Source organism: Kribbella sp. NPDC056951 (genome assembly GCF_042674205.1).
GTDB lineage: Bacteria > Actinomycetota > Actinomycetes > Propionibacteriales > Kribbellaceae > Kribbella > Kribbella yunnanensis.
This window is the reverse complement of the sequence record NZ_JBHUQZ010000002.1, coordinates 415,329-436,646: the sequence shown is the minus strand read 5'-3', so window position 1 is coordinate 436,646 and position 21,318 is coordinate 415,329. Positions and strand designations below refer to the sequence as shown.

Below are 21,318 nucleotides of genomic sequence, written 5' to 3'. Positions count from 1 at the left end.
GGTGAAATGCGGTGCGGGGCGCGGCTCGGTCAGGTGAAATGCGGTGCGGGGCGCGGCGGTTCCCAGGGGAGTGCGTCCGCCGCGTGCGGAACGCGGAGAACGGTGACCGACTCGTCGTACCGGCGCCAGACGCCTTCGTCATCGGGTTCGGCGGCTATCAACAGCACCGAGGCGTTGTTGATGCGGAGGAGGGCCTCGGTGAAGATGGAGTCTCGCCGGAGCCAACCGCGTTGGGTGTTGTCGACGACGACTGCCACTGAGGTGATCCGGCCGGTCGGTAGGGGGAGTTGGGCGTGGGGGCGGGTGAAGCCCTCGTCCAGGTCGTTCAGGGCGATGGTGGCGTTGGCGTCGAACTCGAGGCCCCAGCCGGGGGCCGCTTGGCAGGTCGACAGGCCCATTGAGCCCTCGTCGAGTGCGAGGTGCATTTGCAGGAAGGGGACGCGTTCGCCGTACGGGCCGGCGAAGTGAGTGCCGGCTAGGTCGTCGGCCAGCACGATCGGCCACTCGATGCCGCTCCAGTTGGTGAGCGTCCGGCCGGCTAGGGCGAGGCCCCGCGCGATGTTGGACGGTACGGCGTCTGAGCCTCGGCGACTGAGGAATCGCGGCCGCAGGAGCCCGACCGTGGCCTCGAAGGCGAAGCGTGTGGCTGCCTCGGTGGGGATCGGTGCGGAGGCGCTGCTGGTGAGGAGCGGGAGCGGGCCGGTGTCGTCGAGGGTGATCGTCATGGTCGCGCTGGCTGGGCCGCGCAACACCCCGCCGGTCGCGTCGTCGACGGACGTCTGCCACTCCTGCCCGATGCTCATGGGCAGGAGTGTGCGTCACGGCGAGTGTCCTCCGGCCGCAACTGCCCGGAAGGTCAGCTGGAATGGGCCTTCTGGACGATCTTGCGGACGTTGGCGATGTCACCGCAGCCGGACTTGATCAGGCGGGCGCGCTCGTCGGCGAAGGTGGTGCCGAGGGTGTGCCGGGTCTCGTCGGAGACGTCGGTACGCGCTGGGTTGAGGACGTCACGCTCTTCCTCGTCGAGGTGGTGGGTGAGCGCTTCGGACAGCTCGTGCAGCTTCTTGCTGAAGTCGTCGCTCGCGGTGTCCTCGACCTCCATCAGCTCCAGGAGCGCCTCGTTGCCCTCGTCGTGCTCGTGCTCGGAGTGCTCGACCTCCTCGGCGTCGATGGCGTCCTTGCGGCGCAGCGCTGGATAGACCTTCGACTCCTCGGCCTCCGCATGGGCGATCAGCACGGTGGCCAGGTCAGCCAGCACGGCGGCCCGGTCGCTCTCCTCGGAGCGCAGCTCACGCAGGGCCTCTTCGAACCAGCGGTGGTCGGCGAGGATGATCTCAACGACGTCACCACCCGAAGCCGGCAGGATCTTCGGCATCAACTTCCTCCTTCTCGCGTTGGCCGCCCGGTACCCGGCTAATCTGCGCTCATGCCTACTGCGCTCGCCCGCCGCCCGAGTCCCCGCCTGGCCGAGGGGCTGATCACGCACATCGAACGCAAGCCGGTCGACCCGGAACTCGCCGTACGGCAGTGGCGGCAGTACGTCGACGTACTCGCGCAGCACGGTTGGACCCCAGTCGAGGTGCCACCAGTCGATGCCTGCCCCGATGGCGTGTTCGTCGAGGACACGATGGTCGTGTACGGCGACCTGGCGGTGATCGCTCGTGCGGGCGCCGAGTCGCGTCGCCCCGAAGCCGCAGCGGCCGAGGAGGCGGTGCGTGAGCAGGGCTACCGCATCACCCATGTCACCGACCCCGGCACGTTCGACGGCGGCGACATCCTCAAGGTCGGCAACATCGTGTATGTCGGCCTCGGCGGGCGCACGAACGCCGAAGGCATCCGGCAACTAGCAGCCGCGCTGACTCCACTGGGCGCCGAGGTCCGCGCGGTGCCGGTCCAGAAGGTGCTGCACCTCAAGTCGGCCGTGACCGCACTCCCGGATGGCACGGTGATCGGGTACGAGCCGCTCGTCGACGACCCGGCCGCGTTCGACGCCTTCCGCGCTGTCCCCGAGGAGGCGGGCGCGCACGTCGTACTGCTGGGGGAGAACCGGCTGCTGATGGCGGCGTCGGCGCCGAAGTCGGCGGCGTTGTTCGCGGAGCTCGGCTACACGCCGGTTGTCGTCGACATCAGTGAGTTCGAGAAGCTCGAAGGGTGTGTCACTTGTCTGTCGGTGCGCCTGCGTCCGGTGTCTCAGCGGCGGTGAGCAACCGCTGCGCAGCCTCGATCGCCGGCACATCGCGCTTCCGCTTGCGCGCTGCGCCCACATCGCAGGCCTCGCGCAGCCCAGCACGATAAACGGCCGTGTCCGGATGATCCGCTCCGAGCGCAGCCGTGGCATCGACCACCGACGCGCTCAAAGCCTCGATCGCCGGGGTGATCTCACCGCCCGCAAGCAGCGCACGCCCAAGTGCAGCGCGGTCGCGAATCAGCTGCGGGTCGTGCCTGGCCAGGCTGCTGGTGTCGACCGCGACGATGTCAGTGAGCAGACTCGCCTCTGAGCGCGGTCCGCCAACCATCAGCCGCGCACCGGTCACCCCTTCGTTCGCGGAGCGGGTCAGCTCGTGCTGCGCGCCGAACACCCGCGCCAGTTGCGGCGTCACCAACTCGAACCACGCGATCGACCGCCCGTAGTTCCCGGTCGCGAGCATGCCCTGCGCCACCCGCAGCCGCACGCGCAGCGTGGCCGGATCGTCGACCTCCAGCACGCTCTCCCGCAGCGCCAGCGCCGCTTGGTAGAACGGCAGCGCCTGACCCGGCTCCTTGGCCTCCCAGTACGACTCGGCCTGCCGGTACGACGGATCGCGCTCGAGCTCGGGATGAGCGTCGATCGCCGAGGCCGGTTCACCCGGTACGGCGACGATCGGGGTATCGATCACCTTTCGCGCGACGTACGTCCGCCCGCCGGTCGGGATGATCCGGAACCGCCCGGCCTTCGCGAACGGAATCCACAGGAACGTCGAGTAGAGCGTCCGCACCGAGGAACCGCAGTTCTCGCAGACGTCGGTGTGGCCGTAGAACCGGCGGCCGATCCCGGTCGCGCCCGCGGGATCGTTGACCCGCCACGCGACCGACGACGCCGTACAGCTGCCGCAGAACGGGTAGACCCCCCGCCGTTCCTCACTCATTCGGCCCATTGTGTCGAGTTTCGGCCTCCGCGTCTTCCTCCGCCACGGCGGTTGCCCGTTTTGTCAGCAGCGGATCGTCGACCGCGAAGGTCCGGACCGGACCGGGCGGGGTCTCCGCGGTCTCGAACCGGACGGTGACCCGGCCGCGGCCCGAGCCCCACACCCAGCCGAGGCCATGGTCGGGATGGTGGACGTCCTGGCCGGGGTGGTAGCCGGGCTGCTCGCGGGACCGGTCGGGCATCTCGATCACGTCGACCAGCTCGGCCTCCGCAGCCTCCGCCGCCTCGCTCTCAGTGAACAGGTCGTCCTGGATCCAGTCGGCTAGTGACGAGACACCGACTCCGAGCAGCCGGATGCCACCGGCCAAGTCGGTGTCGTCGAGCAACCGCCGGGTGACCCGGGCGATCACCCGCGGATCGTCGGTCGGACCGGCGAGCGTGGAGGAGCGGGTGTGCGTGGTGAAGTCGTGCATCCGCGACTTGAGCGTGACGGTCCGCCCGGAGAGCTGGGCCTTCTGCAGGCGCTCGGAGACGCGGTGCGCCATCCGATCGGCGATCGCGGTTAGCAGCGCGCGGTCGATGATGTCGATCTCGAAGGTGTCCTCGACGCTGACCGACTTCGTCTCGCGGTCGCTGACCACCGGCCGGTCGTCGGCCGCGACGGCCAGCCGGTGCAGGCTCGTGCCGTGCGCCGAACCGACTTGTCGGACGAGCTCGTCCTCGTCCAGCTGCTGCAGGTCGGCGACCGTCCGCACGCCGGCCATGCTGAGCCGTTGCGCGGTCGCCGGACCGACACCGGGAATCACGGTGACCTGCATCGGGGCGAGGAAGTCTGCCTCGGTTCCAGCTGGTACGACGACCACGCCGTCGGGTTTGTCGAGGTCGCTGGCGATCTTCGCGATCAACTTCGATGTCCCGGCGCCGACCGACGCCGTCAGCCCGCCACTCGCCTTCCGGATCGAGTCCTTGAGGTCCTCGGAGATCGCCCGTACGTCGTCGTCGGTGAGCCCGGTCAGCCCGGCCGCCGCCAGGTCGATGAATGCCTCGTCGAGTGACAGCGGTTCGACCAGCGGCGACAGCTCGCGCATTTCGGCCATCACCGCCTGGCTGGTCGCCCGGTACACCTCGAACCGCGGCCACAGGTACGCCGCGTGCGGGCACCGCGAACGCGCTTCCGCGGTGGACATCGCGGAGCGAACGCCGTACTTGCGGGCCTCGTACGACGCGGTGGAGACGACTCCGCGGAGTCCGATGCCACCGACGACGACCGGTTTGCCGCGCAACGAGGGTTTGTCGCGCTGCTCGACGGCCGCGAAGAACGCGTCGAGATCGACATGCAGCACCGACGGTTCCTTACGCACTCGCCTATCTTCCCCGCCGCCACCGACAATTCTTGGTATGGACCATGAGGTGCAGCGCTACGACGACCGCACGGTGATCATCCGCCAGGGCCTCCACACGAACTTCGAGGCCCCCTTCCTGTACCTACTGCTCGGCACCGAACGAGCCCTGTTGCTCGACACAGGCACCGGCCACGTCCCGCTCCGCCCGCTCATCGAGAGCCTGCTGGACGGTCAACAGTTGGTCGTCGCCCACACCCACGCCCACGGTGATCACATAGGAGGAGACGCCGAGTTCGCGGAGGAGGTCGGCCCCAGCCCCGCCGAGGTGGTCGGTGGCGCGCGCCCGGAGGTCGTTGGCTGGACGGCCCCAGAAGTGGCTGCCTTCTTCGGGTTGAGCGAGTGGCCGGAGGGTGTTGCTCAGTTCGATCTGGGGGATCGGGTGCTGGATATCATCCCGATTCCGGGGCATCACGCCTCTCACATCGCCGTGTACGACCGGGCGACTCGGCTGCTGTTCACGGGTGACACGGTGTATCCCGGCCGGCTCTACGTCGCCGACTGGGCGGCGTTTCGTGCGAGTGTGTCGCGGCTGGCGCGGTTTGTTGCCGCTGGCAATCCGGTGGAGTGGGTGCTGGGGGCGCATATCGAGCTGACGACGCGGCCGGGGGAGGACTACCCGATGGGCGCGACCGAGCACCCCGACGAGCACGAGCTGCGGCTGGCACCCGCCGTACTGGCTGAGCTCGACGCCGTGCTGGGCGCTGAACCGGAGCGAATCGTGCGCGATCACTTCATCGTTTACCCCGTCTGACGTCCACCACGCGAGTGAGAACCCCATGAACGGGCACCTTCAGGCACACTGAGGCGAGGAGCCAAGCCGGGGAGGCGCAATGGGTGAGGAAGTCGACCGGGTCGAGTTCACCCGGGCGGACCGGACCGCGTTCCGCGATCAGGTGCATCGCAACCTGGACGCGTTCGCACGGATGCTGCGCGAGGACCGGTTCGCCCCCGACCGGCCGATGACCGGGATCGAGATCGAGCTGAACCTGGTCGACGAGCGCTGCGATCCGGCGTTCAAGAACTCGGAAGTGCTGAGCGCGATCGAGGACGACGCGTTCCAGACCGAGCTCGGCCAGTTCAACATCGAGATCAACGTGCCGCCCGGGCAGATCGACGGGATCGGGCTGGACACGATGGAGTCCAATATCCGCGACAGCCTGAACGCGGCCGAGGAGAAGGCGTCCCGGACCGGGTCGTCGATGGTGGTGGTCGGCATCCTGCCGACGCTGCTGACCGAGCACATCCATCGCGAGGCGCTCAGCACGAACCCGCGGTACGCGTTGCTGAACGATCAGATCTTCGCCGCCCGCGGTGAGGACGTGCAGATCTCCATCGACGGTGTCGAGCGGTTGCAGGTGACCGCGGACAGCATTGTGCCGGAGGCCGCGTGTACGTCGACGCAGTTCCATCTGCAGGTGACGCCGGAGGCCTTCCCGCGCTACTGGAACGCCGCGCAGGCGATCTCCGGTGTGCAACTCGCGATCGGTGCCAACTCGCCGTTCCTGTTCGGCAAGGAGTTGTTGCGCGAGACCCGCATCGCGTTGTTCGAGCAGGCCGCTGACACGCGTACGCACGAGTTGAAGACCCAAGGTGTGCGACCGCGAGTGTGGTTCGGTGAACGATGGATCACCTCGATCTTCGACCTCTTCGAGGAGAACTCGCGCTACTACCCGGCGCTGCTCCCGGTGACGTCGGACGAGGATCCGATCGCCGTACTCGATCGTGGTGACACGCCGGCCCTTTCGGAACTTCGCCTGCACAACGGGACGATCTATCGCTGGAACCGTCCCGTGTACGACGTTGTGCGGGAGAAGCCGCACCTGCGCGTAGAGAATCGCGTGCTGCCGGCCGGCCCGACCGTGGTCGACACGATCGCGAACGGGGCCTTCTACTTCGGCCTGGTTCGCGCGCTCGCGGATGACGAACGGCCGATCTGGTCGCAGATGTCGTTCAGTGCCGCTGAGGAAAACTTTCACGAGGCAGCGAAGAGCGGCATCGACGCGGAGGTCTTCTGGCCAGGAGTCGGTACGGCGCGTGCCACCGAGCTGGTGTTGCGACGCTTGCTCCCACTCGCGTCCAAGGGACTCGAGGCCTGGGGTGTCGACACCTCGGTCCGGGATCGCTTGCTGGGCATCATCGAGCAACGCTGCCTGACCAACCGGAACGGCGCGTCGTGGCAGGTCGACGAGTTTCATCGACTGTATACAAAGGGATCGCACGATCGGAAGGACGCTTTGCGCGGCATGCTGAGGCGCTATCGCGATCACATGCACGAGAACACGCCGGTTCACGAATGGCCCATTGACTGAACCGGATTAGCGAGCCAGACAACGGTGGACAACACGCTCGGGGGAGCGCGGAACCACGGTCAGCCGGGCGGAACCGGCGATCTTGCCCAGAGCAACTGGGTGGACGAGTTCGATAACGACCCGGCCTACAGGGGTGGCGTGTTGGGTGACAGCCCTGCAAAGGTGTGGCAACCGGAAGGTTAGAGCGTCCCGCCGCGGGTAGTACTCGGGCACCGGCGTAGCGGTCATCACGACGGCTGCAGCGGTGCGGGTGTACTACCCGCTCGACGATCGGCCGACCGTGACACACCAGCTGGCATCTGCGACACCAGGTGGTGTATAGGCAGCGGATGCCGACTCGGGCCGGGAGCAGTATCGTTCGGAACGGGTCGACCGTGACACTTAGGTGACACCCGGAGGTGAGGCAGGGCGATGACGACCATCGTCGTGGGATATGTGCCGAAGGCCGAGGGCCGAGCCGCCCTCAGGCGAGCGGCCGAAGAGGCGACGCTGCGCGACGCCAAGCTGGTGGTGGTGAACTCGCACCGTGGCGGTCGCAGCTTCGACAGCGACGAGGCCGCGGCGAGTGACGCCGCCTTGACGGAGGTTCGGGAGCAGCTCGACTCGACCGGTGTGCCGTACGAGGTACGGCAGCTGGTGCGTGGCCTCGACCCGGCGGAGGACCTGGTGGCCGTCGCCGAGCAGGTGCATGCGGAGTTCATCGTGATCGGCTTGAGGCGCCGTTCACCGGTCGGCAAGCTCATCCTCGGCAGCAACGCCCAGCGGGTGCTGCTCGAAGCTCCGTGCCCGGTGCTGGCAGTAAAGGCCGAGGAAGGGGAGGACTAGGGGTGACTTCGACACGCAGCAAGAAGCTGTGCCTCGCACAGCAGCCCGACGCCGACGAGATGCTGAGCAGGGATCCGTTCGCCTTGCTGGTGGGCATGCTGCTCGACCAGCAGATCCCGATGGAGCGCGCGTTCGCGGGGCCGGTCGCGATCGCCAAGCGGATGGCCGGCCCGTTCGACCCGACCACGGTCGCGCACTACGATCCCGACGCGTTCGTCGAGATCGTCGCCGGTCCGCCGGCGGTGCACCGGTTCCCGACCGCGATGGCGGCCCGGATCCAGACCCTGGCCAAGCACCTCGACGAGGAGTACGGCGGCAACGCGTCAGGCCTGTGGTCCGATGTGAAGTCCGGGGACGACCTGCTGGCCAGGCTGTCGGCGCTGCCGGGGTTCGGCGCGCAGAAGGCGAAGATCTTCGTCGCGCTGCTCGGCAAGCAGCTGAAGGTCCGGCCGCGCGGCTGGCGCGAGGCCTCCGAGCCGTACGGCGAGGACGGTGCGTTCAAGTCGGTCGCGGACGTGATCGATGTCGCGTCACTGGTGAAGGTGCGGCAGTTCAAGCAGGAGCAGCAGGTCGGCCGGCAGCGGGTGGTCGCCCGCCCGTTGCGGCAGACCAGAAACGGTTAGCACGGCAGAACGCACAGTGCTCGGCACAGGCCTCCACCGGCGCAACGTGGCGCTTCGGTGGAGGCCTGAAGGCGTCCTTCGGGGGGTCGCGGAACGCCTTGGCTTGGTCTGCGGATTACAATGGAGTGTTGTCGCCGCCTGACCAGCGAGCCGCCGCACACAGTCGTATCCAAAAGCATGCAGTACCAGCACCAGCACGTCGTACAAAACCCTGCGTCAGACGAGAGGTATTTCGTGTCGTCCAGCTCGTCCGAGAATGTTCCCGCCGAGTCGGCAAGGGCAGTGGTGGCCGCCACCGCCCGCAGTGCCGCTCCGAGGACCAGCGCCCGAGTGACCGACCCCGCTGCCAAGAAGGCGGCGGCCGCAAAGAAGGCTGCGGTCAAGGCCGCCGGCACCAAGGAGGACGGTATCCCCGCCGCGAAGAAGGCTGCCGCCAAGAAGGCGCCGGCGAAGAAGGCAGTATCCGAGGCCGGACTGGCGATCGACCCCAAGACGGGTAAGCCGCGGGCGCTCGACGAGGTCGACGACACCGACTTCAAGCCCGATGCGGTGAAGGGCCTGGAGAAGGAGATCACCGAGGACCAGGGCTTCATCGTGTCCGAGGCCGACGAGACCGACGAGCCCGAGCAGCAGGTGATGGTCGCCGGGGCCACCGCGGACCCGGTCAAGGACTACCTGAAGCAGATCGGCAAGGTCCCGCTGCTGAACGCCGAGCAGGAGGTCGAGCTCGCGAAGCGGATCGAGGCCGGCCTGTTCGCCGAGGAGCAGATGGGCGACGAGGCCGCCAAGCTCAAGGAGAAGGTCCGCGACGAGTACGAGTGGATCTCCGAGGACGGCCGCCGGGCCAAGAACCACCTGCTCGAGGCCAACCTGCGCCTGGTGGTGTCGCTGGCCAAGCGCTACACGGGCCGCGGCATGTTGTTCCTGGACCTGATCCAGGAGGGCAACCTCGGTCTGATCCGCGCGGTCGAGAAGTTCGACTACACCAAGGGCTACAAGTTCTCGACGTACGCCACCTGGTGGATCCGGCAGGCGATCACCCGCGCGATGGCCGACCAGGCCCGCACCATCCGGATTCCGGTGCACATGGTCGAGGTCATCAACAAGCTGGCCCGCGTCCAGCGGCAGATGCTGCAGGATCTGGGCCGGGAACCCACTCCGGAGGAGCTCGCCAAGGAGCTCGACATGACCCCGGAGAAGGTCATCGAGGTGCAGAAGTACGGCCGCGAGCCGATCTCCCTGCACACTCCGCTCGGTGAGGACGGCGACTCCGAGTTCGGCGACCTGATCGAGGACTCCGAGGCGATCGTGCCGGCCGAGGCGGTCTCGTTCACGCTGCTCCAGGAGCAGCTGCACGCGGTCCTGGACACGCTGTCCGAGCGCGAGGCCGGTGTGGTCTCGATGCGGTTCGGTCTGACCGACGGCCAGCCGAAGACGCTGGACGAGATCGGCAAGGTCTACGGCGTCACCCGGGAGCGGATCCGGCAGATCGAGTCCAAGACGATGTCGAAGCTTCGGCACCCGTCGCGCTCGCAGGTCCTGCGCGACTACCTGGACTGATGATGGGTCAGGTGATTGCCAGCGCTATTGCGCTGGTGATCCCTGTCCTCGATACGGCATCTCTCGCCGCCGCCGTGTTCACGGCGGCGGCTTTGCTGTTGGCCGTGCTGCTGGTCGCCCGCTCCGCGGCTCCGACCCCGGCGCCGCTGCTCGCCCGCGCGGCCTCGGTCCGCGACCGCGCCGAGCGCACCGCGTTCCTCCGGCTCCGCGATCCGGACGCCGCCGGCAGACCCAGGCCTCGAGCTCCAGGACGGTAGCCCGCTCGGGCTACTCGTTCCTTCTCACCTTCCTGGAGTCTTGCTGTGCCTTCTTTCCTGGAGGCACCGGTTTCCGGTGCCTATCACCTGCTCACGTCCCTCGTCACCGCTCTGCAGCCACTGGCCGGCCCCTGGGCCGCTGTCATCGCTATCGTGGCCTGCACCCTGCTGGTCCGGCTCTGCCTGCTCCCGCTCAGCGTGCGCGCACACCGCGGGCTGCGCGCCCGCGCGGCGTTGATGCCGCACATGAAGAAGCTCACTGAGCGCCATCGCGACAATCCGGAGCGTCTGCAGCGCGAGCTCGCCAAACTGCAGACCGAGCACGGTACGACGCTCTTCGCCGGCATGATGCCGACGTTGGCCCAGCTGCCGTTCTTCTGGCTGATGTACACGCTGTTCTCGCGGGCGCTGGTCGGTGGTGAGACCAACCAGCTGATCAGCGGGACACTGCTCGGTGCACCGCTCGGTCTGCACTGGCCGGCGTTCGCCGCGACACCTGGGTTCCTGGTGCTCGCCGTACTGCTCGGGGTTGTCGCGTGGTTCTCGGCCCGGCTCGCGCTGCGGCAGCTGGATGAGTCCGCGACGACGCTGTCGCGCCGGCTCGCTCGCTGGTTGCCGTACGGCACATTGCTCACGGCGGCCTTCGTACCACTCGCGGCCGGGCTCTACCTGCTGACCACCACGACGTGGACCGTTGTCGAACGCACTGTCCTGCAACGCTGATCTGGTGCACGAACGGCCAGCCCTGAGCGCATTTCGTTGCCCAGGGCTACGGTCGGCGCAACACTGCGAAAATGGGATCGAACCGCCTGTACGACGCCACGCTGCGAGCCGATGTCCCGGGGCCCTCCGGATCGGCGCATCTGAACAACCTGCGCTTCTGGATGGGGCAGGTCGACTACTCGCGGACGCGGCTGGCGTCGTACGGCGATGTCCCGGTCGTCGGCGTGACGTTGGGCAATGGCTCGATCGTCGCGGTCCGGGGGAGTGCGGCGACCAAGCAGGTGCTCGGTGACGTCACCACGTTCGAGCATCTGAGTGACGGGCCACTTGCACTCCCGACCGGGCAGCCGTACTCGACGCTGTTCGACGCGACCGCGACCCTGAACGGCCGACGGAATGTCCGGTCCCGCAAACTGCTGCTGCCGATCATGCATCGGTCGGCCATCCACAGCTACGAAAAGATCGTCATCCGGAACTTCGAACGCTCCCCGTTCGCCCGGCCGACGGGTGAGACCTTCGACCTGGTCGCCGAACTCGATCGGCTGACGAACGCGAATATGCTCGCCTGCCTGATCGGCCTCGACGACGCGGATGCCGAACTGAGCGAGCGCGTCACGCAGTTGCTCGTGGCGACGATGGACCCCCGAGTGTTCCTGTTCCGCTTCGGCCGCCGCACGCCGTACGGGCGGTGGTTGCGGCTCGTCGAGAGTGTGCACCGCGATCTGTCCGCGCTGATCGATGCCAACCGCGACGAGGAGCCGCGGGTGGATGCACTGTCGATCCTGTGCCACGCCACCGACGAGGACGGGCGCCGGCTCTCGACGGACGAGATCGTCGGCGAGCTGCACGGCATGCTCGCCTCGGGCTACCTGACCACCTCGGTCACGATGGCGTGGGCCATGATCGCGCTCGCCGGTGGGCACGCCCAAGACGAGCTGGACTGGGTCATCAAGGAGACGCAGCGCCTGATGCCGACGGTGCCGATGTCGCTGCCTCGGCGGGTGATGCGCGATGTCGACATCCAAGGCACGTGGGTTCCTCGCGGCGCCCTGCTGTTCCTGTCCACCTACCTTGAGCACCGCAACCCGGAGGTCTACGACCGGCCGCACGAGTTCGACCCGACGCGCTGGGCGACCGTGAAGCCGACACCGTTCGAGTTCTTCCCGTACGGCGCGGGCGCGCGCCGGTGCCTGGGCGCGGCCTTCGCCGAGATGCAGCTCCGGACAACCTTCGAGCTTCTGCTGCAGACCGGCGTACCGGAACTCCTCACCACCAACCTGCGGCACCACATGACCGGCGGCGTCGTCGCGGCGCCTCGCGGACCGGTGACGATGCGCATGCAACCGCCCGGAACCGCCGTACGGGACTCGAGCGCCGTACTCGAACGCTTCTGGCGAAGCCTCAGCTGAAGAGACTTCGAACGTATATGACGGAATCTGTCATATACCGGTGGTTTCCTCAGGGATGTACGAGGCTCAACATCTGAAAGGACCACTGCAATGAGGACACCCAACGCCGCCCAGAAGATCGCCGAGGACTACGTCCATGCCTGGACCGGCCGCGACGTCGAGAAGGCACTGAGCCTGCTCGCCGACAATGTCGTGTGCGAGGCACCCAACGGCACTTTCGAAGGGATCGAAGGCATCCGCGGATTCCTCGAGCCGTTCGTGAGCACGATCATCAGCGCCACCGTCATCGAAGTCCTGGGCAACGACAGCCATGCGGCTGCGGTCTACGTCACGGATACCCGGTTCCTGAAGGACTTTCGTGGCATGGACTACATCACCGTCGAGGATGGCAAGATCACGCACATGGTCAGCCACTTCGACCTGCTCCCGATGGCCACCGCCGGCGGCAACGCCCAGCACTGACCACAGGAGCCGGTGACATGCACAGGATTCAGTATCACCAGTACGGCGGGCCGGACACGATGCGACTGGAGGAGTTCGAGCTCCCCGCACCGCAGGCCGGCGAGGTCGCCGTCTCGATCAGGGCCGCGTCGGTGAACCCGATCGACTGGAAGCTTCGCCAGGGGCAGCTGAAGGTGATGACCGGCCGGGCCTTTCCCCGCGCAATGGGGTCGGACTTCGCCGGCGTGGTCAGCGCCGTCGGGCCCGGCGTCACCCAGTTCCAGCCCGGCGACCACGTCTACGGGATGACGCGGCTGAAGGAGAGCGGCGCGTACGCCGAAGCGGTCATCACTCTCGAGTCCTACCTCGCGCTCAAGCCCGCCGGGCTGACGTTCGAGCAGGCGGCCCTTCTCCCGACCGGTGCGGTGATGGCGTGGAACGGGCTCGTCGAGCGCGCTCACCTTCGGAAGGGCCAGCGCGTCTTCGTGAACGGGGCCACCGGCGGAGTCGGCGAGGCTGTCGTTCAGGTGGCCCGGATGGTCGGCGCGACCGTTGCCGGCAGCACCGGAACCGCGTCGGTGGTCCGCGCCCGTGAACTCGGCGTCGAGCCGGTCTACGACTACACCGGCCTCGGTGCGGCCGAGCTGGCGCAGTTGCAGGCGGGGGCGTTCGACGTCGTCTTCGACACCTCCGGCACGCTGCCGGTCAGAACCGCGATGCGGATGCTGCGAAAAAGCGGCGTGTTCCTCGACATCAACGCCACGCCGGCCAAGTTCCTGCATGCCGCAGTGAATCGGCGCCGGCACAAGATCTTCTTCTGCACCCCGACAACGCAGATCCTCACCGAAGCGGCGGACGCGGCGGTCGCCGGCGACCTCGGCATGCGGGCCGGTGAGACGGTTCTCCTGGGGGCCGCCATCGGGCTGATCGCGGATCTGGAGAAGGGGCGCAAGATCCCCGGCAAGGGACTCATTCTCGTCGACCCGGCCGCCGGCGACTGATCCGCAAGCGAGGACGAGACAGTGACCGAGCACACGCTGCAGATCCGGGGCGACAAGATCTACTTCGCCGAACCACTCTCGGCCGGGATCGTCGTACGACGACCCAACCGGTTCATCATCGAGGCCGAGATCGACGGTGCCGTGGTGGCCTGCCACTGCCCGACGACCGGCCGCATCGGCAACCTCGTCCTCGATGACCTGCCATGCCTGCTTTCGCGCAGCCGCAGCAGCACCCGCAAGACGCCGTACACCGTCGAGGCGATCTCCGTCGATCCACCCGGCAGCGCCGAGGCCGCGTGGATCGGCATCAATCAGAACGCAGCCAATCGCTTTGTCGAACAGGCGCTGCGCGGGCAGTTCCTGCCGGGCATCGTGACCACGGACACGCTGGCCCGCGAGAAGGTCCTCGGCCAGTCGCGACTGGACTTCCTCGTCAACGACAACACCTACATCGAGGTCAAAACCCCACTGGAAAACCTCCAGGTCGCCCTCGGCGACCACATCCGGATCCGGCCGCAGCCGCCACTGCGATCGACCGATCGTATGGTCCGCCACCTCGGCGAACTGGGCCACAGCCTCGCTGCGCACGAGCGCGCGATCCTGCTGGTCTGCTTCCTCTACGACAACCCCGGATTCCAGATCCTGCACAGCAACCGGCACGAATCGGTCCAGGCCCAGGTCGCCGAAGCCATCGACCAGGGAGTGGAGATCTGGCAGGTCAGCTTCCAGTTCGACACCACCGGCGTCCGGGTGCTGAACCACCACGAGCTCACCCAGCAGTTTCTCACCTAAGGGATGCTGGAACCATGAAGTCCGATCGCCTGCTGTCGATCTTGCTGTTGCTGCAAACCCGCGGACAGGTGCCCGCCGCCGAACTGGCTGAGCGCCTGAAAGTCTCGGTGCGCACCGTCATGCGCGACGTGGAGGCTTTGTCGGCGGCCGGCGTACCCGTCTACACCATCCGCGGCCCCCATGGAGGCATTGCCCTCCTGCCCGGATACCGCACCGACGTCACCGGCCTGACCGCAGACGAAGCCCGCTCCCTGTTCGTCCTGCTGTCCGACGACGCGCACGCCGACCTCGGCCTGGGCCAAGCCTTCGGGTCGGCGCTGCGCAAACTCATGGCCGCGCTACCGGCACCACACCGGCCCGAAGCCGACCTCGCCAGCCGCCGCGTCCTCATCGACCCAGCCCGCTGGCGCGGCGGACACACCGCTACGCCAGTCCCCGACCTGTCTCTGCTCCAGCAGGCGGTCTTCACCGACAGGCGGCTGCGGCTGCGGTACCGGCATGGCCGCGACAGCCGCGCCCGCTCGTACACCCTCGACCCCTACGGCCTCGTGAACAAAGTCGGCGCCTGGTACCTGGTCGCCGACCACCGCGGCACTCCCGCACTCTTCCGAGTCGATCGTGTCCAGTCCGCCGGCATCCTCGACGAGCCCGTCCAGCGTCGCGAAGGCCTCGAACTCGCAGACGTCTGGGAGCTCTTGCGACGGCGCATCGAAGACATCCCCACCCCGCTCCACGTCACTGTCGAGATCCCCCGCCGACTTCTCGGCAAGTTCCTGCGGATCCACCAGACCGACCTCGCCGGCCCACCACCCGCCGATGCACCCGGCACCGGCGACCACCCGGACCGGGTGCGGGTCGATCTGGCGTTCCCCTCGCTCACCGCGGCCGAGGTACTGCTCGGCTTCGCCCCTGACGTCGAGGTCATGACCCCGCCCGAACTCCGCCGAGCACTCGCCCACAGGGCAACCCAAGCGGCCTCGCTCTACGCCACTTCGTCCGGCGGACGCTGACCCCGGAGCCGGGCCTCGAGGCCGTCGAGGACACAGGTGAGGCCGTAGTCGAAGACTTCGTCGCCGCCCTCGGCGGCGGAGCTGCTCGTGTACTCGGCATAGAGGGCTTTGAGCCGGGGGTAGGGTTCGGCCGCTTGTTCGGCGGCCGGCCAGAGCTTGGCCGTCCACTCCTGCTCGGACAGACCGCTGCGCTTCACCTTGCTGACTGTTGCGGCCTCGGCTGAGGTCAAGCCGACCACGTAGCTGAGCACGGCGGTCGAGGCGTAGTTCGCCTCCCGGAGTCCGAAACCGGCGGTCTGGTAGAGACCGAGCGTGCGGTCGGAGGAGCGCAGCAGGTTCGGGCCGAGCAGCGTGACGCCGATATCCGCGAGCGTCGAGCCCAGCCACGGATGCCGCAGGATCGTGGCCCGGAAGTTCTGCGCGAACTCGGTCGCGGCAGCCCGCCACTCGTCCGGCGACGAAATCTCCGGTACGTCGATCTCGCCGTACACGTGGTCGACGACGAGCTCGATCAGCTCGTCCTTGTTCGCGACATGCCAGTAGACCGCGGTCGCCACCGCACCCAGCTCAGCGCCGAGTTTGCGCATGGTGAGCGCTTCGAGGCCGTCGGCGTCGAGGAGCTTGATCGCCGCGGCGACGATCTGCTCCTGACTGAGCGCCGGCTGCTCGCGGCGCCGGTTGCGCTTGGGCCGGGTCCAGACGGAGTCGAATTCCTCGGATGCCATCCCCGCAGTCTAGCGGATGACCTGAACGGTGTGCAGGACTTGACCGCTGTACAAATTCTCCTGCACACTGTTCAAGCAACCTGCACACCGTTCAACAAACATTCTGAGGAGGTGCGTGATGACTGCTCGTCATCCGCGTCGGTGGCTGATTCTGATCGTGCTCTGCCTGAGCACGCTGGTGCTGGTGCTGGACAACGGTGTGCTGAACGTGGCCATCCCGGTCCTGACCGAGGACCTGGGCGCGACCGCGCAGGAGATCCAGTGGATCGTGGCCAGCTACATCCTGGTCTTCGCCGGTCTGTTGCTGACCGCCGGCAGCCTGTCCGACCGCTACGGCCGCAAGAAAGTGATGATCATCGGCTTGGCGATCTTCGGGGTCGCCTCGCTGGTGGCCACGTACGCCGGTAGTCCGGAGATGCTGATCGCCGGCCGGGTCCTGATGGGGATCGGTGGCGCGGTGGTCATGCCGAGCACGCTGTCGGTGCTGATCACCGTCTTCGACGACGAGGAACGCCGCAAGGCGATGTCGATCTGGAGCTCGGTGCTGATGGTCGGCCTGATCGGCGGCCCGGTGCTTGGTGGTGCACTGATCGCGAAGTTCTGGTGGGGTTCGGTCTTCCTGATCAACGTGCCGGTGGTGGTCATCGCGATTGCGGCCGCGGTCATCTGGATGCCGGAGTCGAAGGGCCCGTGGCGCAAGCCGGACCCGGTCGGTGCGGTGCTGTCGATGGTCGGTCTGGTGTCGCTGGTCTGGGTGATCATCGAGCTGCCCGAGCGTGGGGTGTCGTGGCCGATGGCGATCATCGCAGTGGCCAGCCTGGTCGCGTTCGTCGTCTGGGAGCTCCGTACGCCGGTTCCGATGGTTCCGCTGCAGCTCTTCCGCGACCGCAACTTCAGCGGCGGCAGCCTGTCGCTCGTCCTCCTGCAGATCGCGAACGGCGGTCTGATCCTCGCCCTGACGCAGTACCTGCAGTTCGTCCTGGGCTATTCGCCGACCCGAGCCGGTCTTGCCCTGGTACCGATGGCAGTCGCGGTGATCCTGGTCAACGGCATCGGCGCCACGCTCGGCCAGAAGATCGGCAACCGCCCGATGACCGTGATCGGCCTGCTGGTCCTCGCCGCCGGGTTCGGTGTAATGGCGACGCTGCGCGCTGACGACGGTTTCGGAATGGTCGCGCTGGCACTGGGTGTCTTCGGGATCGGCGCCGGCCTGGCGCAGCCTGCCGCGACTGCAGCGCTGATGGGTGCGGTTCCTGCCGAGCACGCCGGTGTCGGCTCGGCCCTGAACGACACCGTCCAGCAGGCGGGCGCTGCGCTCGGGATCGCGATCCTCGGCAGTGCGCTCGCCGGAACCTTCACCTCGTCCATGCCGGACTCGACCCCCGAGGCAGCCCGCGGCTCGATCGGTGAAGCGCTCGCGGTCGCCGCGAGTACCGGTGATGGTCAGCTCGCTCACCTCGCCAAGATCACCTTCGCCGAGGCCATGTCCGGCACCTTCGTCGCCAGCGCGATCGCGGTGGCCGGCTCCTCCCTCCTTGCCTTCCTGCTCCTTCGCGACAAGAAGCCGGCCGCGGTCGACGCCGCTCCGGTTCTCACCCACTGAAAGGAATCCGCCCGATGATCGACGTACAAGCTGCTGAAGCCCTGCTCCGCCACAACCGCCCCAAGCTGGTCGACGCCGGCCGCATCACCCCGAACTGGAGTGACGACGGTGCGCGCTTCAGCTACCAGATCACCCGCTCGGGTGCCGACCACACCTACGAGGTCGACCCCACCGCCGGCACCCGGGACGAGATCGAGTCGATGCCGACACCGCCTGGTACCGGAGACTTCCTGGCGGTTGTCTCGCCGGACGGCAAGCACGAGGTCTTCCGCAAGGGCCCGGATCTGTGGCTGCGCACGGTTTCCGATGGTTCCGAGCGGCCGCTGACCACGGATGGCGAGGTCGACTACGACTACGGGACCAGCCCGTTCGCGATCAAGATCCTGCTGGGCAAGCTCGGCCTGCCGCATCTTCCTCCGGCGGTGGCGTGGTCAGCGGACTCGCGCCGGATCCTGACACATCAGCTGGACAGTCGGCTGGTTCGCGAGGCGCACCTGATCGACGTGCTGCCGGATGACGGTGGTGCGCCGGAGCTGCTGACACAGCGGTACGCGTACCCGGGCGATGAGCACGTGCCGCTGGCGCAGTTCGTCGTACTGGATGTCGAGACAGGAGCTGCAGTCCGGGCGCAGGGTGAGCCGTTCGTGCTGTCGCTGCTCTCACCGATCGCGCGGAAGTGGGCGTGGTGGTCCGGCGAGACTGTCTACTTCCTCGACCAGCCACGGGATCAGCGGACGCTGGAACTGAAGCGTCTGGACCCGACGACCGGTGAAGTAGAGGTCGTGGTGAGCGAGACCGCGCCGACGCGGATCGAGCCGAACCAGTTCATGGACCTGCCTGCGATCACTCGAGTGTGTGGAGACGAGGTGCTCTGGTACTCACAGCGAGACGGCTGGCCGCACCTGTACCGGTACGACGTCCGCACCGGCGAACTGCTGGGACAGATCACCTCAGGGGAGTGGAGTGTCCGCCAGCTCCTGCACGTGGATCTGGCCGAGCGCGTTGTCTACTTCACCGCCGCGGGACTGGTTGACGGGAGCCCACTGCGCCGTACGGTCTGCCGGATCGGCTTGGACGGCACTGGGTTCGCACGGGTCACCAACGACGACCTGGACCACGAGGTCGCGGTTCCGCCGAACGGCGGTTACTTCGTCGACAGCGCCTCGACGGTCGGTCTGGCGCCGGTGCACACCGTCCGATCGTGGACCGGGCAGGTGCTGGTCGAGTTGGAGGCGGCAGACAGTACGGCGTTGGTCGCCATCGGCTGGCAGCCGCCGGAGGAGTTCCGGGTGCTCGCGGCTGACGGCGTCACCGAGTTGTACGGCGTGCTGTACAAGCCGCATGACTTCGACCCGACTGTCCGCTACCCGATCGTCGACCACCCGTACGCCGGCCCTCAGACGAATCGCGTCGTCCCGACCTTCGACCCCGGTCTGTACGGCGCCGAGGCGGATCCGATGGCGGCACTCGGTTTCGTGGTCGTGGTGGTGGATGCTCGTGGCGTGCCGGGTCGCGAGAAGGCGTTCCACGACGCGTCGTACGGGAACTACAGCGCCGGAATCGACGACCACGTCGCAGCAATCCGGCAACTGGCCGAGACGCGGCCGTGGATGGATCTGGATCGGGTCGGCATCTTCGGCGCGTCGGGCGGCGGTTACTCGACTGTGCGGGCGATGGGGGAGTTCCCCGAGTTCTTCAAGGTCGGCGTGGCCGAGTCGGGCAACCTCGACAACCGCTTCTACCTGCAGGCGTTCGGCGAGACGTACGTCGTCCCACCCGGCCTGCCCGCCACCACCGACGGCTCACTGCTCGACTACGCCGACCAGCTCGAGGGCAAGCTGCTCCTCATGCACGGCGGCCTGGACGACAACGTGCACCCGCATCACACCCTGCGGCTGACCGAACGATTGATTGCCGCTGGCAAGGACTTCGACCTGCTGGTGCTACCGCGCGCCGAACACATCATGATCGGCTACGAGCACTACGTCGTCCGCCGCCGCTGGAACTACCTCCTGCAACACCTGGCCGGCGTCACACCCCCGTCGTACCAGCTGAAGCCGGCCACCCTCGACCTGTCGTTCCTGTCGAAACTCACCGGCTGAGAGTCCGCTGGGTGAAACGTTTGTCTGCACAAAAGTGGTGTGCACGATAACGTGCAACGATCCGCGATGAGATCGGAGCACACAGTGACCGCCACCTCTGTGAAGGCGCCACCGGGCGCGACGCGCAGGCGCTACTTGATCCTCGGACTGGCCTTCATCGGGCTGTCACTGAACTATCTGGATCGGGCCAACCTGAGCGTCGCGCTCCCGTTCATCCAGGAGGATCTGCAGCTGGATCTGTCGAACGCGGAGAAGGGGCTGATCCTCGGCGCGTTCTTCTGGGCGTACGACGGCGCGATGCTGGCCGCGGGTTGGATGGCGGACCGGTACGGGTCGCGGAAGGCGTTCACGTTCGCGGCGTTGTGGTGGAGCGTGGTCACCGCACTGACGCCGTTGGCCCGCGGGTTCTGGTCGCTGTTCGCGTTCCGGTTCGCGCTCGGGGCGGGCGAAGCACCGGCGTACCCGAGTGCCACCAAGGCGGCCTCGCGATGGTTCCCGCGGCATGAGCGGGCGTTCGCGACCGCTGTGATCGACTCGGGATCGCGGGTCGGGACGGTGCTGTCGCTGCCGGTGGTGACAGCGCTGATCGCGTTGGTGAGCTGGCATTTCTCGTTCGTCGTGCTCGGCGTGATCGGCATCATGTGGGCCGCGGTCTGGTACTGGTACTACCGCGACCCTCGGGAGCACTCCGGCGCCAACGACGCCGAGCGCGAGTACATCGCGACGAACGGCGCGCGCCTGGAGGAGACCGATGACGAGGCCGCGGCGCAGATCCGCTGGCGGGACCTGTTCCGGTACCGGACGATCCGCGGCATGATGCTCGGCTTCTTCTGCCTGAACTTCGTCATCTACTTCTTCCTCACCTGGTTCCCGTCGTACCTGAAGGATGCCCGGCACCTCGACCTCGCCGAACTGGGCACGCTGGGCACCCTCCCCGGTATCACCGCGATCGCGGGCGGCTGGATCGCCGGCATCGTCGCGGACCGGCGGATCCGCGCCGGCGCCGACGTGACCCGGGTGCGGAAGACGGTGATGGTCGGCGGCCTGCTCGGCGGCGCTGCGATCGTGTTCGCGGCCCCGGCCAAGTCGGTGTACGTCGCGCTGCTGTTCCTGGCGATCTCGTACGCGAGCCTGGCGATCGCGGCCACGGGAATCTGGTCGCTGCCGGGTGACGTGGCGCCGAGCTCACGGCACGTCGCGTCGATCGGCGGGATCCAGAACTTCGCCTCGAACATCGCCGGCATCATCAGCCCGTTCGTCTTCGGCCTCCTCCTGGACCTGTACGACGGCAACTACCTCCCGTCGTTCCTGGTCGCCGGAGTGGTCGCGGTGATCGGTGCTCTCACCTACGCGTTCATCGTCGGCCGGGCCGAACCACTCCCGGTGCTCGACCGCTGACCTGTTCACCTGG

The 21,318-nt window shown here is 67.5% G+C and carries 21 protein-coding genes; 16 read left to right on the top strand and 5 right to left on the bottom strand.

Annotated elements, in window-relative coordinates; all coding sequences use genetic code 11:
* Positions 1-29 precede the first annotated feature (29 nt).
* Together ACFTSF_RS09645 and ACFTSF_RS09640 are read right to left on the bottom strand one after the other, a co-directional pair.
* Positions 30-803: a hypothetical protein gene (locus ACFTSF_RS09645; protein WP_380153436.1), complete on the bottom strand. Its 774-nt coding sequence runs from the start codon at positions 801-803 to the stop codon at positions 30-32.
* Between the two features lie 53 nt (positions 804-856).
* Positions 857-1,375 carry a hemerythrin domain-containing protein gene (locus ACFTSF_RS09640; protein WP_380153435.1) on the bottom strand — a complete coding sequence of 173 codons (519 nt, stop codon included), beginning with the start codon at positions 1,373-1,375 and terminating at the stop codon, positions 857-859.
* A gap of 51 nt (positions 1,376-1,426) precedes the next feature.
* Between ACFTSF_RS09640 and ddaH the strand changes: the two genes are divergently transcribed.
* A complete protein-coding gene (gene ddaH, locus ACFTSF_RS09635; RefSeq protein WP_380153434.1) occupies positions 1,427-2,203 on the top strand; it encodes a dimethylargininase in 777 nt (258 codons plus the stop codon).
* Here the strand turns inward: ddaH and ACFTSF_RS09630 are convergent.
* Together ACFTSF_RS09630 and ACFTSF_RS09625 are read right to left on the bottom strand one after the other, a co-directional pair.
* Positions 2,157-3,125 carry a tetratricopeptide repeat protein gene (locus ACFTSF_RS09630; RefSeq protein ID WP_380153433.1) on the bottom strand — a complete coding sequence of 323 codons (969 nt, stop codon included), beginning with the start codon at positions 3,123-3,125 and terminating at the stop codon, positions 2,157-2,159. The genes ddaH and ACFTSF_RS09630 overlap by 47 nt on opposite strands.
* The gene (locus ACFTSF_RS09625) at positions 3,118-4,485 is read right to left on the bottom strand and encodes a DNA polymerase IV (protein ID WP_380153432.1); all 1,368 of its coding nucleotides are present in this window, start codon (positions 4,483-4,485) and stop codon (positions 3,118-3,120) included. The genes ACFTSF_RS09630 and ACFTSF_RS09625 overlap by 8 nt, the downstream gene beginning before the upstream one ends.
* Before the next feature lie 37 nt (positions 4,486-4,522).
* On the opposite strand from ACFTSF_RS09625, the gene ACFTSF_RS09620 reads away from it, so the two are divergent.
* From ACFTSF_RS09620 to ACFTSF_RS09565, 12 genes are all read left to right on the top strand, one after another.
* The gene (locus tag ACFTSF_RS09620; protein WP_380153431.1) at positions 4,523-5,278 is read left to right on the top strand and encodes an MBL fold metallo-hydrolase; all 756 of its coding nucleotides are present in this window, start codon (positions 4,523-4,525) and stop codon (positions 5,276-5,278) included.
* 79 nt (positions 5,279-5,357) lie between these two features.
* Positions 5,358-6,836, top strand: coding sequence for a glutamate--cysteine ligase (locus ACFTSF_RS09615; protein ID WP_380153430.1), 1,479 nt, complete (start codon positions 5,358-5,360; stop codon positions 6,834-6,836).
* A 411-nt stretch (positions 6,837-7,247) separates the two neighbouring features.
* Positions 7,248-7,661 (top strand): universal stress protein, encoded by a 414-nt coding sequence (locus ACFTSF_RS09610; protein WP_344165643.1) that lies wholly within the window; start codon positions 7,248-7,250, stop codon positions 7,659-7,661.
* Between the two features lie 2 nt (positions 7,662-7,663).
* On the top strand, positions 7,664-8,284 hold the full coding sequence (locus ACFTSF_RS09605) for an HhH-GPD-type base excision DNA repair protein (RefSeq protein WP_132407569.1): 621 nt from the start codon (positions 7,664-7,666) through the stop codon (positions 8,282-8,284).
* Positions 8,285-8,518: 234 nt separating this feature from the next.
* The gene (locus tag ACFTSF_RS09600) at positions 8,519-9,844 is read left to right on the top strand and encodes an RNA polymerase sigma factor (RefSeq protein ID WP_380153978.1); all 1,326 of its coding nucleotides are present in this window, start codon (positions 8,519-8,521) and stop codon (positions 9,842-9,844) included.
* 2 nt (positions 9,845-9,846) lie between these two features.
* A complete protein-coding gene (locus ACFTSF_RS09595; RefSeq protein ID WP_380153429.1) occupies positions 9,847-10,101 on the top strand; it encodes a DUF6412 domain-containing protein in 255 nt (84 codons plus the stop codon).
* Between the two features lie 45 nt (positions 10,102-10,146).
* Positions 10,147-10,824: a membrane protein insertase YidC gene (gene yidC / locus ACFTSF_RS09590; RefSeq protein WP_380153428.1), complete on the top strand. Its 678-nt coding sequence runs from the start codon at positions 10,147-10,149 to the stop codon at positions 10,822-10,824.
* A gap of 71 nt (positions 10,825-10,895) precedes the next feature.
* The gene (locus tag ACFTSF_RS09585) at positions 10,896-12,233 is read left to right on the top strand and encodes a cytochrome P450 (protein ID WP_380153427.1); all 1,338 of its coding nucleotides are present in this window, start codon (positions 10,896-10,898) and stop codon (positions 12,231-12,233) included.
* A 90-nt stretch (positions 12,234-12,323) separates the two neighbouring features.
* Positions 12,324-12,695, top strand: a complete 372-nt coding sequence (locus ACFTSF_RS09580) for a nuclear transport factor 2 family protein (protein ID WP_380153426.1) — start codon at positions 12,324-12,326, stop codon at positions 12,693-12,695.
* 17 nt (positions 12,696-12,712) lie between these two features.
* Complete coding sequence (locus ACFTSF_RS09575; protein WP_380153425.1) at positions 12,713-13,675, top strand: NAD(P)-dependent alcohol dehydrogenase; 963 nt, start codon at positions 12,713-12,715, stop codon at positions 13,673-13,675.
* A gap of 21 nt (positions 13,676-13,696) precedes the next feature.
* Positions 13,697-14,467, top strand: coding sequence for a DNA/RNA nuclease SfsA (locus ACFTSF_RS09570; protein ID WP_380153424.1), 771 nt, complete (start codon positions 13,697-13,699; stop codon positions 14,465-14,467).
* A gap of 14 nt (positions 14,468-14,481) precedes the next feature.
* A complete protein-coding gene (locus ACFTSF_RS09565) occupies positions 14,482-15,477 on the top strand; it encodes a helix-turn-helix transcriptional regulator (RefSeq protein ID WP_380153423.1) in 996 nt (331 codons plus the stop codon).
* On the opposite strand, the gene ACFTSF_RS09560 is transcribed toward ACFTSF_RS09565, so the two are convergent.
* Complete coding sequence (locus ACFTSF_RS09560) at positions 15,450-16,202, bottom strand: TetR/AcrR family transcriptional regulator (RefSeq protein ID WP_380153422.1); 753 nt, start codon at positions 16,200-16,202, stop codon at positions 15,450-15,452. The genes ACFTSF_RS09565 and ACFTSF_RS09560 overlap by 28 nt on opposite strands.
* Positions 16,203-16,320: 118 nt before the next feature.
* On the opposite strand from ACFTSF_RS09560, the gene ACFTSF_RS09555 reads away from it, so the two are divergent.
* From ACFTSF_RS09555 to ACFTSF_RS09545, 3 genes are all read left to right on the top strand, one after another.
* Positions 16,321-17,805: an MFS transporter gene (locus ACFTSF_RS09555; protein WP_380153421.1), complete on the top strand. Its 1,485-nt coding sequence runs from the start codon at positions 16,321-16,323 to the stop codon at positions 17,803-17,805.
* Positions 17,806-17,819: 14 nt separating this feature from the next.
* Complete coding sequence (locus tag ACFTSF_RS09550) at positions 17,820-19,907, top strand: DPP IV N-terminal domain-containing protein (RefSeq protein ID WP_380153420.1); 2,088 nt, start codon at positions 17,820-17,822, stop codon at positions 19,905-19,907.
* Positions 19,908-19,991: 84 nt separating this feature from the next.
* A complete protein-coding gene (locus ACFTSF_RS09545; RefSeq protein WP_380153419.1) occupies positions 19,992-21,305 on the top strand; it encodes an MFS transporter in 1,314 nt (437 codons plus the stop codon).
* The last annotated feature ends 13 nt before the right edge of the window (positions 21,306-21,318 follow it).

Bases quoted from the DNA above. Each gene is read 5' to 3' on its own strand.
- ACFTSF_RS09645 (WP_380153436.1), bottom strand. From the start codon at position 803: ATGAGCATCGGGCAGGAGTGGCAGACGTCCGTCGACGACGCGACCGGC.
- ACFTSF_RS09640 (WP_380153435.1), bottom strand. From the start codon at position 1,375: ATGCCGAAGATCCTGCCGGCTTCGGGTGGTGACGTCGTTGAGATCATC.
- ddaH (WP_380153434.1), top strand. From the start codon at position 1,427: ATGCCTACTGCGCTCGCCCGCCGCCCGAGTCCCCGCCTGGCCGAGGGG.
- ACFTSF_RS09630 (WP_380153433.1), bottom strand. From the start codon at position 3,125: ATGAGTGAGGAACGGCGGGGGGTCTACCCGTTCTGCGGCAGCTGTACG.
- ACFTSF_RS09620 (WP_380153431.1), top strand. From the start codon at position 4,523: ATGGACCATGAGGTGCAGCGCTACGACGACCGCACGGTGATCATCCGC.
- ACFTSF_RS09615 (WP_380153430.1), top strand. From the start codon at position 5,358: ATGGGTGAGGAAGTCGACCGGGTCGAGTTCACCCGGGCGGACCGGACC.
- ACFTSF_RS09610 (WP_344165643.1), top strand. From the start codon at position 7,248: ATGACGACCATCGTCGTGGGATATGTGCCGAAGGCCGAGGGCCGAGCC.
- ACFTSF_RS09595 (WP_380153429.1), top strand. From the start codon at position 9,847: ATGGGTCAGGTGATTGCCAGCGCTATTGCGCTGGTGATCCCTGTCCTC.
- ACFTSF_RS09585 (WP_380153427.1), top strand. From the start codon at position 10,896: ATGGGATCGAACCGCCTGTACGACGCCACGCTGCGAGCCGATGTCCCG.
- ACFTSF_RS09580 (WP_380153426.1), top strand. From the start codon at position 12,324: ATGAGGACACCCAACGCCGCCCAGAAGATCGCCGAGGACTACGTCCAT.
- ACFTSF_RS09575 (WP_380153425.1), top strand. From the start codon at position 12,713: ATGCACAGGATTCAGTATCACCAGTACGGCGGGCCGGACACGATGCGA.
- ACFTSF_RS09565 (WP_380153423.1), top strand. From the start codon at position 14,482: ATGAAGTCCGATCGCCTGCTGTCGATCTTGCTGTTGCTGCAAACCCGC.
- ACFTSF_RS09560 (WP_380153422.1), bottom strand. From the start codon at position 16,202: ATGGCATCCGAGGAATTCGACTCCGTCTGGACCCGGCCCAAGCGCAAC.
- ACFTSF_RS09555 (WP_380153421.1), top strand. From the start codon at position 16,321: ATGACTGCTCGTCATCCGCGTCGGTGGCTGATTCTGATCGTGCTCTGC.
- ACFTSF_RS09550 (WP_380153420.1), top strand. From the start codon at position 17,820: ATGATCGACGTACAAGCTGCTGAAGCCCTGCTCCGCCACAACCGCCCC.